The following is a 15480-nucleotide window of genomic DNA, read 5'->3' on the forward strand; positions in this document are numbered from 1 at the left end:
CTACGCACCACCTTCCCCAGTGGGGAAGGCTAAATCAATCCCGGCTAAAAATATCCCGGGTAAACACCTTTTCCCGTACATCTTCCAAGGCATCATTCCAACGGTTGGCCACAATCACATCACTTCGGTTCTTAAAGTCTTCCAAATCATTGACAACTTCAGACCGGAAGAAGTTATCTTCCTTGAGTGTCGGCTCATAAACAATGCAGGGAATTCCCTTGGCCTTGATACGTTTCATGATGCCCTGAATAGCACTGGCTCGGAAATTATCCGATGCCGTCTTCATAGTCAGACGATAAATCCCTACTACCTTCGGCTTCTTTGCAATAATCGAATCGGCAATAAAATCCTTACGAGTACGATTTGCTTCTACCACTGCCCCAATGAGATTTTGGGGAACATCCCGATAGTTAGCTAATAGCTGCTTTGTATCTTTCGGCAAACAATAACCACCATAGCCAAAAGATGGATTATTGTAAAAATCACCAATGCGAGGATCAAGGCTGACACCACGGATAATCTCTGCCGTATCGAGACCACGGGCCTCTGCATAGGAATCGAGTTCATTGAAGTACGCCACCCGTAAAGCCAGGCACGTATTCGCAAAGAGCTTAATTGCCTCTGCTTCTGTGGAACCTGTGAACAGCGTGGGAATCTTCTCCTTCACCGCACCTTCTGCCAACAATCTTGCAAATACCTTTGCGCGTTCCGATTGTTCTCCGACGATAATTCGGGATGGATAGAGATTGTCGTGCAGCGCCTTTCCTTCCCGCAGAAACTCTGGTGAGAAAATAATATTATCGGTCTTATATTGCTTTTTCATCTGCTCCGTGTAACCCACAGGAACAGTAGACTTTATCACCATTACGGCCTGCGGATTAATATCCAACACTTCCTCAATTACTGACTCTACCGAGGAGGTATCAAAGAAGTTCTTATCCGGGTCATAGTTAGTCGGCGTAGAAATAATAACAAACTCCGCCCCCTCAATCGCTTCTCGAGCGTCCAAAGTGGCCCGAAAGTTCAGCTCCTTATGCGCAAGGAATTCTGAAACATCCCCATCCACAATCGGTGACTGCCTCTGATTCAACATGTCCACCTTTTCCGGCACAATATCCAACGCCACAACCTCATTATATTGTGCAAGCAAAATACCATTAGACAAGCCAACATAACCTGTACCTGCGATAGCGATTTTCAACACACACTACTCCCCTTCTCCATATATTAACTATTATTGTATTTCATTATTATGGCCACTATAATATCAAATTATAAAATCACCTATACAAAATTCTAACAACACCTATACCCTTCTTCCATACACTTACAAGCATAATCCATAAGCTATTAGCAAAAGGATTGTTCATGCATTTCAAAAACCAAAAATACAAAGGCAAAGCTATAAATAAGGATACAAACATATTAAGCATTGAATCAACATTAACACTCTTAACAGCAATAGACATTAAGAGAAAAATCCCCCCTCCGATAATAGCAGAAAAAAGCTCACTTCTCCCAACAACCAATCGATATTTTTTCATTGCTTCTCTAAATGAAATAAAAGTCATAACAAACTCAGCAATCAAAGTTGTTATAGCTGCTCCAACAATACCTATAAAAGGTATCAAAAAAAGATTTAATCCAATATTCAAAGCTGCACTTATTGTAGTCGCCATAAGAAATATTTTATCTTTTTTATGCAAAAGAAGATATCCATTGGCATAAAAACCAGCTAATACGGCAAAAAGGAGCCCCACAGAAAGAATTATTAATGATTGCTGTCCTCTTATATATTCATATCCACCTAAAAGCTGCAATATATCCGAACTAAATATTATCAACCAACAGATCAATGGAACCGATATAATAATTAATGTATTTAAGACCTTTAATGCTAGCTTCATATACGCTTCATTATCATCATGTCCCAAATAATAAGCCAATCGTGGCAAGCTAACTACAATCACTGCACTGATCACCTGCTTAACCACAGAGTATATATTCGAAGCTATTGTATAAACACCCACATCATCATCTGACAAGTAAAATCCTAAAATTGTAATATCCGAATTAATATAAATAACGGTAGTCATAGAAACGCAAAACAAAATCATTATAGGTTTAAAATGCTCAATCGTTTCGTTAAATGGTACTAACTTAAGATTTACATATTTTCGAATATAGAATATATTTAAGACATCCCCCCCCGCTGTAGCAATTATATTTATTATTGCATATATATAATAATCGTTTGCTGTATTAACAAACATAAACAACAAAATTATAGATATAAGTTGAAATATTATATAACGCACCGTCAGATAAAAATAGTCTTCATACACAACATTAATCCAATCAGCACCTAGTGTAATAAGTATGATTGTCGCACTTTGCAATATTATAAGTATTGCATAATCACTAAGTTTTGAGGACGAGAACAAGGCTATAAACAAGAAAGTATACGATGCAATAGTTGAATATACACTAATCGAAAAAACTTGATTTGAGAACCGAGATATACGATTTTTATCATCTCTAAAAGCAGAAGCTTCACGCTGAGCATAAGCAGGAATCCCTAATGCAGCTAACAAAATAAAATATCTAACAACCGAATTTCCGAATGATACCTTCCCGAAATTAGAAGCTTCCAAAACTCGACACACATAAGGTATAGTTACTAACGGAAAGATAATTTTACATATATTTTGAATCACATTGAGTGTGGCATTTATCTTTAAAGATTTCATACTATTTTCACCAAACGAATTCTATACTATTCAATAATTTGTCAAGCAAAGAAATGTCATAAGAATAATATGCACTCCTCCACAATAGTAATCCATAACATAATATAAACACGCTAAACAATATTACCTTTGACAAAAGAATAGCTCCTTTAGGAGTTCTTATTTTCTCAAAGTAATCGCCTGCATAACAAGAAAAAACAATCAAAACATTACGTATATATCTGTACAAATCAAAGTGAAAAATTAGCATCGGAATAAATATAAACGAAATTTTCAGTATACTGTATATTCCCGTTTCCCCATCCTCACTTATATTCAAAGCATCCAACCTTTCCCTATATTTATATATAATATAGATGACCAAAATTGTTAAGCCGGACATAAACATAAACGTTTCAACACTAACCGTTGTTTCTAAATATGATAACTCAACTATTTTTATATAGTACTGAAGGACAAATGCCAATAAGCAAGCACCAATCATCCCTACAATATATGCTAAAGAAAACATTTTCCCTTTCAAAAACTTCATTAAATATATCAAATATGCTATCATTGTGTAATGAAATAAGCTTGCAACAACAATAGTAACAGCAAATTTAACAGCATTTTTATTCTGTGAATTTTCAGCATCTATTAAAAATCTAAATCCATAAACTGATACTGCTGCACCAATAAAATTCCTGATTTGAATACAATCCATTACAAATGGAAAAATCATATACATAGACATAACGAAACCAACATTATTGGTAATTTTTTTCACTGTTGAAATCATTAATAACATGCAGCTAAAAAAAACCACTGCACGAAACATATTAAAGCTCATATCCAAGTATTCACAAGTAAAAACCAGAAATTTATATAATGGTGCATATAACTGAAAATACTGATTAAACTCTCCACCGTATTTAACGCTCTCGTAAGTCCCAACATACCCCAAATAATCAGGATTATCTGTATTAAATATAAAAATGATACTACATATAATCATCTGTGCCGAAACAATCGTTTTTGATTTTGGCAACAGAAATCCAGCAATAACTATCAGAAAATATAATATCAACATCAATCTATTTCCTTTTCTTGGATAAAGTTGTTATAATACTACATTAACAAACAACAAACACAAAATTATAACTACAATTATTATCTTTTTTTATAAAACAACCTCCATATGATTTTTCTCAAAATTTTAACAATATATCTCATAAAAAGTGATTCATGTATATACTCTTTAAGATAATATTCCTCACTTTTCATCAAGCATGTATATGAAAAATCACTCATAGCACCAATAGACGATGATTCCATATGCATTATGCTAGCATCTGGTATAATACATGCCGCAATATTCTCGTTCTCCAATCTACATCCTAATATGTATTCTTCTTCATACAAAAAAGTATTTTCATCAAACGGAAAAACCTTTTCGTAGCATTTTTTTGTAATATAAAAAAAACATCCACTTACACTGAATACACGCAACGACCTATCAGGGATATCATATTTAATAAATGAATCTTGGAACTTTGTCAAAAACACTCGTAACGGTGTCTTTAACATCATATTTTTTACTTTACCCATTGCGTTCAATCTCGATAGCATGTAAATAGGCTGAAAATTCTTGTTTTTATCATATATGAGAGGACCCACAATACCAACATCTAATATATTCTCAGTATATTTCACCATTTTGGTTATACAATCATTCAACAACACTACATCGCTATTCGTAATAATAAATCCACTACACCCATCATTATAGGCCTTGCGTAATCCTAAATTATTACCAGCTGCATATCCCAAATTTGCATCACTATATATTAATTCCACATTATAATCACATAAATATTTCAAGCACTCATTTCCCGGTTTGATATCAGAACAGTTATCAACCAAATAAATCTTATATGGAACAGTAGTCAGCGAAACAATCGACTCAATACACTTTATAGAATCATTCCAAGTATTATAATTCAAAATCACTATTCCGACCATATCAATTATCCCTTACATGATAAGTTGTTAAACATTTTATAATTTTTTAAATACCAATTATATGTTTGTTTCAGCTTTAAATAAAAATCATCTTTCCTATCAATCTGTGGAAATGTATTATTTTTTAATGTTTGCATATAATAAGCCAGCTCACCTAACCCAACCAAATAGCAATCATCAAACTCTATATAATCAGCACTTTTTTGTTTTTTATCTAAAACTATATCCGTAACTTCATCGAGCACATCTTCAACAAATGCAAAGTTTATCATAGTCCCTGAATCATTAATAGTAATTGGCATTCCCATTATAGTGTTGTAACAAAAAGTCGATATAACGCTTGTATAATTAGGTTTACTCATTTTACCAAACAAGTTAGGGAATCTAAATATATATATATTTAGATCATTCTTCACACCATAGGAGATCAAATTCGATTCCTCTGATCTTTTCGAAATCCCATATGGATTATTATCCTTGGCTTGAATTGATGATGCAAACATAATAGGACATTTATTTTCATTCTTTGCGAGGCAATCAATCAAACGATTAGTGAGCTCAATATTATCATCATAACCATTTCTTGCTTTAGGCCTAACAGCAGCTGCTAAATGAAAAACCACATCCGCTTGATTACAAAATAGATTTAAATCGTCAAATGAATTTTTTCGATTATATAACAACAATTCATCTACACTATGTTTTCGTTTTAAGGTATTAATTAAATTTTTTCCAACGAATCCATCATATCCAGTAATAAGTACCTTCATAAGCGCCTCTTAACTTTTATGCTTCCAACATTTAACCTCATCTTTAATCTCATCTAAGGTCAATAATTTTTCCATTGTCTCTTCTACAGTAAGCAATCTAGTATTATTACTATTAAACTGAATTAGGCCACTCCTTTCTGTACCACTATCAATGTACTTATCATAATTTAAATCCCTTTTATCACATGGCACACGATAAAAATCTCCCATATCAATAGCTCTAAAGCATTCTTCATCGGTCAATAATGTTTCGTAATTTTTTTCACCATGTCGTATCCCTATGATTTTATTGGGAATATCATACGAAAAAATTGCTTTTAAAGCATCAGCCAACACCCCAATACTCGTTGCAGGCGCTTTTTGCACCAATATATCTCCATTCTCACCATTTTCGAAAGCAAACAAAACCAAATCAACCGCTTCATCTAATGACATTATGAATCGAGTCATATCTTTGTTTGTTAATGTCAACGGTGCTCCTTTTTTCATTTGACTAACCCACAGTGGTAAAACGCTACCACGACTATACATTACATTTCCATATCTTGTACAACAAATTTTAGTAGTATTAGTTGTTCTGCTTTTGGCCACAATCACTTTTTCCATCATAGCTTTTGACGTTCCCATTGCATTAACAGGATATGCTGCTTTATCCGTAGAAAGGCATATAACGCGTTTAACCTTCTCTTCAATAGCAGCAGTTAAGACATTTTCTGTTCCTAATACATTTGTTTTTACAGCTTCAATAGGAAAAAATTCACACGATGGAACTTGTTTTAATGCCGCTGCATGAAAAATATAGTCCACACCATGCATGGCATTGCGAACCGAATCAATATCTTTAACATCGCCTATATAATATCGGATTTTATCACACGTATCAGGTCTTTTGGCTTCATATTTATGCCTCATATCATCTTGTTTAAGTTCATCCCGCGAAAAAATCCTAATTTGTTTTATGTCAGTATCCAAAAACCGTTTAAGAACTGCATTACCAAAGCTACCAGTTCCACCTGTAATAAGCAAAATTTTATCTTTAAATATACTACTCATTAACATCACCCTAAATAACTAATACCTAATTTTGATAAAATCCTCTTGGCAAATTCTTTTTCTTTATTATTTAATTTATGGCTAATATTTACAGCACAATTAAATTTAAACTCTTTCCACTTTGATAGTATTGGTCTATTTCCTAAGCTTATATTTATTCCTTTGTCTTTATAAAACATAATTGTAGATGGTATCCAGTTTCCTCTTAGAACACCATTCTTATAACCAAGAATATCTCGCGTATCATAATACGCACCTTTTATCTCTTCACCATTGCCATCTTTATATTTCATTTTAAAATATCGTTCAAAATCCCAAGGACTTTTTCCATTAATTTTTTCCATTACTGTTATAAGTTTCACTCTATTCCATATAGCCGGTTGTAAACTTATTGGATAATTAAGGCTATTGCATACAGGTACAACATCACCGCCATTAACTCCCCTTTTTAATGATAGTTGATAATACCAAGCATCATTATTTTTCATAAACTCAATTATATCCTCATAGTTCTGATTATCCTGTTTTTTGCTTAGATAATAATCCTCCAACATAAACAAGACATAATCACTTTCAATTTTTTTCAATGATTCTATAGATCTATGAAACCAATTAATTTCTTCCCCCGTATTTATAACCAAAGGTTTTCTTTCCGGATTATGAATACTGCTATAATCAAAAGAAAGATTATTATTAATAAGAAAAACAGGATAAGCACAATCATCCCAATACGAATAAAAAATATCAAAAAACGGTTTCCATAAATCAAATGCGCCATCGTATGAACTAACATATATAGAAAACATTATTATCCCCTCAATTCATTTTATTTCAATCTATATATTTTTATAACTGCCACGTATATTTTACAACTACCATTTATTGCTAGAAATGGAATCATTTCTCAATCTACATTTTGTTCTAGAATCTTATTGTTTGTAGTTATCTACTATTTCTTTGGTATTATCCGATAAGCAATCACCAACAATTATCATTCCTTACTTGGAATATTTTGATTTCGTACTGCTTCAATAGTTTCTTTTATATATTTACCGCAATTGTGTGTCGGCGTTATAATCGATACCATCCCTTCTTTACGATTCATCTAGTACTCTCTGCCTTTTCCCACACTGGTTTCGATTTCCCTGTTACACAATTAATAACACCTTTCCACTGTGCTATAACTGTCATGCAATAATATGTAACAATCTTCACAAATTTATTACTACTTCTTGTAATCCAACCTAGTGTTGCTATCGCATAAAAAATAAGCTGAAATCCAAATATTATCTTCCAAAGCCAACCTCCCCAAATCGACAGTGGAATATTTATTATAAAAACTAATAAATGCATAAACCAAAGTGAGTAGCGACAAGTTCGATGGCCAAAATAAAAGTACGAAAACCATCGATATTCCAACACATTAAACACCCGTATATCTGGACAAATTCCTCTCAAAATAGTTCTATTCATTCGAACTTTTCGTTTAAACTCATCCTCGTTAACTTCACCAGCTTTTTCGTAAGCTATTGCATTTGGATTGTAAATCGCCCTCTTCTTCTTCAACGCATAGACAATGGGAAAATAAGAATCATGACATTCTATGGACGGTATCTTTTCATAATTACTATTTCTTACGGCATAAATTGCCCCATTACCAGCTGTGATAGTCTGAAATTTACTCTCGATACTCCTACACATCAAGTCAAGCTTCCAATAAAAGCCTTCTAAGTTTGCTGTTTGATTCTCTTCTGTGTTTATATATCTAAGTTGTCCCGATACATAAGCAATATCTTGATCTGTAAAGTATGATACCAACTCCCTAACTGCACTCGACTCAAAAATAGCATTTGCATCAGTCATTACAAGTATTTCTGTATCACATAGTTTCTGTGCTTCATCTTGTGCATTTGTCTTTCCATAATGATTTATCGACTTGTGTATTCGAATGCGACGCTCTGAATGGGTTGCAATAAATTCTTCAACAATTTCATTTGTTTTATCTGTCGAAAAGTCAGAGGCAATCAAAAATTCCAACTTTTCTGTAGGATAATCTATATCTAACAAATTTTGTAACTTTTCAGCAATAACCCTCTCTTCGTCGTGAGCAACAACCATTATGGTAACCGTTGGCTCAAGCGTATCATCCTTTTTATTATCTTTTCTAAAAATTTTATTTAAAACTATCAATGATACAGGATATCCAACCATCGCCCAAAAGATAACTAATATTGATATCAACCAAATAAATTTTAGCGCTAACATTCAATTTTCCTTCCGACCAACAATCAGGCTTTATCAATAATTTTCAAATCACTGTACTTCATCATAACAATTCCTTCATCATATCCACCTATCCCCTTACAATTTGAAACACCTCTTAAATTATTTAAAATCATTATCATATGGTCAATTCCAGACTCATATGCATGTGGATAACCACCTCCGAATCTAGGATTCACTTCACTGATATAATATTCTCCGTCTATTTCAAAAATATCAATATCAATTTGTCCCCTATATCCAACTTCTAAAACAAATTTCTCAATTAGCTCAAATAATTTTTCGTCCTTAAAACTAACCGCTTTATCAGTTTCACCAGCACGCATTTTAAGTTTCTTCTTGGCAAAAATTGAAACAACTTCACCAGATATCAAATCAATGTATACATCTGCACCAATTTCTTGCCCATTCAAAAACTCCTGAATCATTAAATCATCTTCATGCGCAAATAATATATCAACAGTTTCCTTATCATAGACTTTCGATATGCTAATCGACGCTGAACCACGATATGGTTTTACAAATACCGGATAAGAAACCTCACCATTTTCAATTGCTTTATAAAAATCATTTTTATCCATCCAAGACCTTGCGCAATTGTACCCGTGAGATTGTAACCACTCATACATCTTCATTTTATCCAAGGCCATCTCGCAAAGCTCATAAGAACTGCCTATGATTGTTACCCCCATCTCTCTAAATCGCTTTTCATTGGCCGCAAGAAGACTTAATTCTGGATCAATAAGGCTTAAAACTCCATTAATCTGTTCTTTATCACAGATATCCAAGATCTTTTCTATATATCCTTCTTCACTTATTAATGGCACGATATAGTATTTATCAGCCTCATAGATAGCCGGAGCAAGTTTGCTTGCGTCTGCAGCAACCACCGTTCCAATTCCATCAAATGTTCTTTTAAAATACTGGACAATTTTACTTCTTGTTCCAGCAGATAAAATCAGTATATTCATTCGGCGATACTCCCACTCTTGTAATTACTATCAGTCCATCTGTTACGAACTTTGTTGATTAACGCTCCATCTTTAACATACACATCCGGATACCATTTTATAAACAAAGGAGCTAGGCACATGGTATATGCTCCTACCTTGTGATAGACGATCTGATCACCAGGCTGAAGTTCCAAACCATCGTTCAATTCAAATAATCTGTCATGCTCCATACATGTAAAACCAGATACAATCTGCCGAGTATTATTTTTTCTATTTTCATTCTGCATAATAAGATCGTAGAAATATTCACTTTTCGTCATCAATGGATCTATCTGTGTTCTACTTCCATCAGTAATTACAAATGTATTTCTCATAGTTTTTTTTACATCAACAACTGATGTAATATAATCAACCGCTGAGCCAATCAAGGCCATACCTGGCTCAACAATCAATACTGTATTATCAGAATCAAACTGTTCAGCGAGAATGCCTGCAACCATATTAAAGTACTCAGGAAACTGAGGTTTCGTTTCAAGTCCTCCAAAGAAACCTCCACCGATGTCTATATACGACAAGCTCAAATCATACTTTCCAGTTATCTCTACTGCCACTTTTGCAATAGATTCATATATATCAGGCATCCTTGTTTTAGAACTTTTGTGTAAGTGAAGTCCCGTCACATGAATTCCCTTATTTTCAATCTTATCTATTGCCCGTTGAAGCTCACCATTTTCATAGCAAAAACCGAAGCGTTCGCCATCTTCACCACATTGAGTCTGACCAGGACAATACGCTTCGAGGTCAAAGTTAACTCTAATACCGACTTCATATTTTTCTCCCTGCACTCTGTCCTGATACGCGAGATCATCCAACCAATCAATTTCATATTCCGAATCGATATTCACAATTGCATGATTCCGTACTGCTTCAAGAAAACTTTTTTTACTTTTCGCTATACCGTTATAAATCACATTTTTATTATCAATGCCAATTGACTTAGCCAGCTCATATTCATCATCAGAAACCACCTCTGCATAGCAGTTGTTTTTTTTGAAGTAGTTAATAACCCATGGAAGTGAATTAGTTTTATATGAATACCCAATAATATAATTCGGCCATGCGTTCTGTAGAGCATCCTTAAGTTTCTGCAATCCAGAATCAAGACCTGTTTTGTCAATCAGAAAATAAGGGGTTTTTATGGATAATCCTGTCATATACTTACCTTTACCTTTCTTTCCTCATCAAGATAAGGCTCCACTGTTAATGTATCTGTAGCAATATCTTCTTTCGCGAACACTTTTTTGATTGTCTTAAAAATAATTTGAACATCCCCCATAAAGGTAATATTATTTACATACTCAACATCCATTGCAAGCCGTTGATCCCACTTTACAAGGTTCCTTCCATTCACCTGTGCAAGCCCCGAAAGTCCTGGTCTTACATCGTGGCGATGTTTTTCTATTTCTGTATAGTATGGAAGATACTGAACAAGCAAAGGTCTCGGACCAATAATGCTCATATCTCCTTTACAGATATTGAACAGTTCAGGGAGTTCGTCAAGACTTGTACTTCTCAGGAACTTACCATATCCGTTAAGTCTTACTTCATCGGGTAATAGGGTTCCGTCCTTATCCTTCGCATTCGTCATTGTTCTAAACTTTATAAGCTTGAACACCTTCTCACGCCGTCCAGGTCTTTCCTGAGTAAAGAAAGGATTGCCCTTCATCTTTATTCCGCCAATTATTGTAAGTGACATAAGCAATGGCGACAAAACCACTATTGCGCTCAACGAGAGAATAAAATCCATTATTCTCTTTATATATTTTGCGTACATGCTCTTCTCCTACTCAAAACACTTATGTATGATTTCAATAATCCGCTCCTGCTGTTCAACAGTCATTTTATTGTCACTTGGCAAACATAAGCCACGTTGAAATATATTTGCACCCACATCTACACTTTTGCCTGCAATATAGGCATTGCTATTCCCTCGCCCATTTCCTTCTTTCGTGATAAACGCATTTGTCCGATAAATCGGCTGCATATGCATGGGCTTCCAAATCGGACGCCCCTCTGCATTTATAGATGCTATGGCATCCAGAATTTCCTGTGGCGAGCTTTTGCCACTTTCATGTTTGTAGAGATACTCTTGCTCGCCTCTGACCTGAGGGGCCATGGCTTCTTTGTCGATAATCATGCAAGATAGCCAAAAATTAGGCTGGCTGTTTTTCCTGTCGTAAGGATTCATCTTAACCGGTAAATCGGCAAGACCTTTTTCATACCGCTCATAAATTGCTTTTTTCTGGGCGATATGCTCGTCCAAATAGGGAATCTGTCCACGAATGATGCCAGCAATGATGTTGCTCATACGATAGTTGTAGCCGATTTCCTCATGCTGGTACCATGGGGCAGCTTCACGACTTTGGGTGGACCATTTTCTTACCTTGTCGGCATCCTCCTTACTGTTGGTAAGGAACATACCGCCAGAAGATCCCGTGATAATTTTGTTGCCATTGAAGCTGATGGCATTGAAATCGCCTATATTACCGGTTTCTACCCACTCGCCATTGAGTTTGTATTTTGCGCCCAAGGATTCAGCAGCATCTTCAACGATCAAGGCCCCGTGTTTGTCACAAATTTCCTTTATCTGCTGCATCTTGCCAGGGGTACCATACAAGTGTGCAACAATCACGAGTTTTACTTCTGGATAAATATCAAATGCTTTCTCCAAAGCTTCGGGACACATATTCCAGGTATCATATTCTGTGTCAATGAATACAGCATCACCATCTTCGTAGGCTACGGGATTGATGCTGGCATCAAAAGTGACGTCTGAACAGAAAACTTTATGCCCTTGCAGGGTGCCTGCATTCGGTTTTGCCTGACCGTATAGTTTTTCTCCAGCCAATTTTGTTGCAAGATGCAATGCGGCGGTACCTGCCGATAAAGCTACGGCGTACTTACAGCCGACGTATTCGGCGATTTGTTCTTCGATTGCATTTATGTTTGCACCGACGGTAGATACCCAATTGGTGCGGATGGCTTCGTCTACCCACTTCTGCTCGTCACCATGCATCGTGGGGGAGGATAGCCATATTTTATTGGTTGACATTCGTAAAAAGCCTTCTTTCTTACCTTTCGTGCTGGAACCCCTTCCACCGCTTCGCGGTCTCCCTCCCCCTTAGGGGGAGGCTTTTTTAGGATTCCAGCTGTTTGCTTTTGTAGGTCGGTATCATGTGTTTTAGGGTTTGCAGGATCACCTGCTTATCTGTGGTTTCTTGCAACGTTTTCAGGCTTTGCTCAAGATCAGATTCATCCAACGGCTGAATCTGTGCCCTAAAAATCTTCTTGTGTTTGGTACTAGTCGTACCTTCTTCGTTGGTAAGGAGTTCTTCGTAAAGTTTCTCTCCTGGACGCAGCCCCGTATAGATAATCTGGATGTCTTCGCCTGGAACGAGGCCGTGAAGTCTTATGAGGTCTTCGGCCATATCTTTGATTTTCACGGGTTTGCCCATGTCAAACAGAAAAACTTCGCCGCCTTCGGCCTGACTACCAGCTTGAAGTACGAGCTGTACAGCTTCCGGAATGGTCATGAAGAATCTTGTCATTTCTTTATGAGTAACGGTTACCGGGCCGCCAGCGGCAATCTGTTTTTCAAACAGCGGCACGACACTGCCACGACTGCCGAGAACGTTGCCGAATCTTACCGTGACAAATTTCGTTGGACTGTGCTGATTGATTTCCTGCAGCACAAGTTCGGCGGTACGTTTCGTTGCGCCCATGACGCTTGTCGGATTTACGGCTTTATCCGTGGAAATCAATACGAAAATTTCGGCGTGGTTTTCATCCGCGAGTTCTGCCACGTTTTTCGTACCAAAGACGTTGTTCCGGACCGCTTCGTCCGGCTGGATTTCCATAAGCGGGACGTGTTTATGGGCCGCTGCATGAAACACGACTTCCGGATGGAAACGTTTAAAGATTCGTGCCATGCGGTCTTTGTCCGTGATATTTGCGATTACCGTATGGTAGGTCTGCTCCGGGAATTTTTGCTTTAATTCCTGATGGATTTCATAGATGCTGTTTTCCCCACGGCCGAGGAGGATAATCTCTTTCGCTCCTACGCGGCTGATCTGGCGGGAGATTTCCGAGCCAATGGAACCGCCAGCACCGGTAATCAATACGGTTTTGCCGGCGATGTAGTTCGTTATCTTGGCAAAGTCGAGATGAATCGGATCACGGCGAAGCAAGTCTTCCAACCGGATTTCGCGCATCTCCCCCATGCCGACTTCGTCGGTCATCATTTCGTAGATTCCTGGCATGATACGGACTTTTGCCCCCGTCTTGCGGCATTGCATCGCAATATGGCGGATGGTATCACCATCCGCCGAGGGTATGGCGATAACGATTTTGTCGATTTTGTGTTCTTGTACTACTTTGGGGATTTCACTTATGGTCCCGAGTATCGGAAAACCAGCGAGTCGCCCCTTTTGTTTCTTCACATCATCGTCAACGAAACCAACGATGCAGATAGATGCGGTCATTTTTTGTTCCAGTTCACGCACCAGCATGGCGCCAGCATCGCCAGCACCAACGATGAGGAGATTTTTTCTATCCCCTTTGGATTCTGTGACCAAGTCCAAATTGACTTTATAGGCCAGACGGCTGGCTCCCACGGCACAAATCGTAAGCACCCAGGTTAAGATGATGACACTGCGCGGCACGGGAATCGCCGCCATGGATATAATCAAAAAGACAATAGCCTGTGATAGGGTTATGGCACCAATTATCGCAATGAGATCACGAATGCGCGCATAGTGCCAAATGCGGTGATACATCCCATAGAAATAAAAGATGGCCAGTGAAATCAACACCATCCATGGCAAGCATACCCGAAACGTATCAAACTCCGCAGCGGGAACGACACCTTCGAAACGAAGCAACAATGCTACTAATGGCATCACGGCCAGGATTATGGCATCGATTAACAGCAATTTTAGTTTGTCTCGTATTTGTCGTAGATAAGCCAACACGTCAAACCTCTTCTCGTTTATAACAAATCAGTCCATAGCCAAAGCTAATCAAACAGCCGATAACAAAGCCAATCGCTGTGATTAGTTTCTTTCTAGGTGCCGCCGGCTTATCTTCATCGGGGAGATTTGCCTCATCAATGATTTGGATGTCCATGCTCTCCATGGCTTCCTGGATTTTATCCTGTTCGCACTGCTGGACGAGACTGGTGTAGATTTGCTGTTTGATTTTCGCGTCGCTTTCGAGTTTGATGTAGTCCATGACGGCTTCTGGCAGCTGCGAGATTTCTGTTTCTTTCTCGGCTTTTTTCGCCTTAATGGCCGCTTCGCTGGCGCTGGCAGCACTAGCCTGTGCCTGAGCTACCGCCTGGTTCTTTAACAGTTCCATCTGAGCGCTGTTGAGGCTGGCGGCGTTGGAGTTCACGACGGCACCGACTTCATCGGATAACGACTGACTCAGCTGAGTCAGCTGACGCTGCGCTGCGATAACGGACGGATGATTGTCGGTATATTTCTGCCGCAGACCGACGAGTTCGACTTCCTTCGCGACAATCTGCGCACGGATGCTCTGGACGGTGCTGTTATCGTTGATGTTGTAGCTGGCAGCTCCGGCTTTCTGCTCCCCGAGTTTCTGGGTAGCGAC

General features: G+C 37.4%; 15 protein-coding genes. All 15 read right to left on the reverse strand.

Going from position 1 to position 15480, the window contains the following annotated elements; genetic code table 11:
* Positions 1 to 34: 34 nt before the first annotated feature.
* Positions 35 to 1201 (reverse strand): nucleotide sugar dehydrogenase, encoded by a 1167-nt coding sequence (locus T504_RS0104245; protein WP_033169838.1) that lies wholly within the window; start codon positions 1199 to 1201, stop codon positions 35 to 37.
* A gap of 79 nt (positions 1202 to 1280) precedes the next feature.
* On the reverse strand, positions 1281 to 2750 hold the full coding sequence (locus tag T504_RS0104250) for a flippase (protein WP_051635197.1): 1470 nt from the start codon (positions 2748 to 2750) through the stop codon (positions 1281 to 1283).
* Positions 2751 to 2757: 7 nt separating this feature from the next.
* Entirely contained in the window at positions 2758 to 3819 is a 1062-nt protein-coding gene (locus T504_RS0104255; protein WP_033169820.1) for an EpsG family protein, read from the reverse strand.
* An 80-nt stretch (positions 3820 to 3899) separates the two neighbouring features.
* Positions 3900 to 4751 (reverse strand): glycosyltransferase, encoded by an 852-nt coding sequence (locus tag T504_RS0104260; protein WP_033169821.1) that lies wholly within the window; start codon positions 4749 to 4751, stop codon positions 3900 to 3902.
* A gap of 5 nt (positions 4752 to 4756) precedes the next feature.
* On the reverse strand, positions 4757 to 5521 hold the full coding sequence (locus T504_RS0104265; RefSeq protein ID WP_051635198.1) for an NAD-dependent epimerase/dehydratase family protein: 765 nt from the start codon (positions 5519 to 5521) through the stop codon (positions 4757 to 4759).
* Positions 5522 to 5530: 9 nt separating this feature from the next.
* The gene (locus T504_RS0104270) at positions 5531 to 6574 is read right to left on the reverse strand and encodes a polysaccharide biosynthesis protein (RefSeq protein WP_033169841.1); all 1044 of its coding nucleotides are present in this window, start codon (positions 6572 to 6574) and stop codon (positions 5531 to 5533) included.
* A gap of 5 nt (positions 6575 to 6579) precedes the next feature.
* Positions 6580 to 7380, reverse strand: a complete 801-nt coding sequence (locus T504_RS0104275) for a hypothetical protein (RefSeq protein WP_051635199.1) — start codon at positions 7378 to 7380, stop codon at positions 6580 to 6582.
* Between the two features lie 185 nt (positions 7381 to 7565).
* Positions 7566 to 7679 carry a glycosyltransferase gene (locus T504_RS15080; RefSeq protein WP_197018680.1) on the reverse strand — a complete coding sequence of 38 codons (114 nt, stop codon included), beginning with the start codon at positions 7677 to 7679 and terminating at the stop codon, positions 7566 to 7568.
* Complete coding sequence (locus T504_RS0104280; RefSeq protein ID WP_033169822.1) at positions 7676 to 8839, reverse strand: glycosyltransferase; 1164 nt, start codon at positions 8837 to 8839, stop codon at positions 7676 to 7678. The genes T504_RS15080 and T504_RS0104280 overlap by 4 nt, the downstream gene beginning before the upstream one ends.
* 23 nt (positions 8840 to 8862) lie before the next feature.
* Entirely contained in the window at positions 8863 to 9828 is a 966-nt protein-coding gene (locus T504_RS0104285) for an ATP-grasp domain-containing protein (RefSeq protein WP_033169823.1), read from the reverse strand.
* Positions 9825 to 11024 carry a type III PLP-dependent enzyme domain-containing protein gene (locus T504_RS0104290; RefSeq protein ID WP_033169824.1) on the reverse strand — a complete coding sequence of 400 codons (1200 nt, stop codon included), beginning with the start codon at positions 11022 to 11024 and terminating at the stop codon, positions 9825 to 9827. The genes T504_RS0104285 and T504_RS0104290 overlap by 4 nt, the downstream gene beginning before the upstream one ends.
* Positions 11021 to 11644 carry a sugar transferase gene (locus tag T504_RS0104295; protein WP_033169825.1) on the reverse strand — a complete coding sequence of 208 codons (624 nt, stop codon included), beginning with the start codon at positions 11642 to 11644 and terminating at the stop codon, positions 11021 to 11023. The genes T504_RS0104290 and T504_RS0104295 overlap by 4 nt, the downstream gene beginning before the upstream one ends.
* 9 nt (positions 11645 to 11653) lie before the next feature.
* Positions 11654 to 12922: a DegT/DnrJ/EryC1/StrS family aminotransferase gene (locus T504_RS0104300; RefSeq protein WP_033169826.1), complete on the reverse strand. Its 1269-nt coding sequence runs from the start codon at positions 12920 to 12922 to the stop codon at positions 11654 to 11656.
* Between the two features lie 85 nt (positions 12923 to 13007).
* Complete coding sequence (locus tag T504_RS0104305) at positions 13008 to 14837, reverse strand: polysaccharide biosynthesis protein (protein ID WP_051635200.1); 1830 nt, start codon at positions 14835 to 14837, stop codon at positions 13008 to 13010.
* A gap of 4 nt (positions 14838 to 14841) precedes the next feature.
* Positions 14842 to 15480: GNVR domain-containing protein (locus tag T504_RS0104310; RefSeq protein ID WP_033169827.1), on the reverse strand; the 639-nt coding region annotated here is incomplete at its 5' end.

It is taken from the genome of Selenomonas sp. ND2010 (assembly GCF_000702005.1).
Lineage (GTDB): Bacteria > Bacillota > Negativicutes > Selenomonadales > Selenomonadaceae > Selenomonas_A.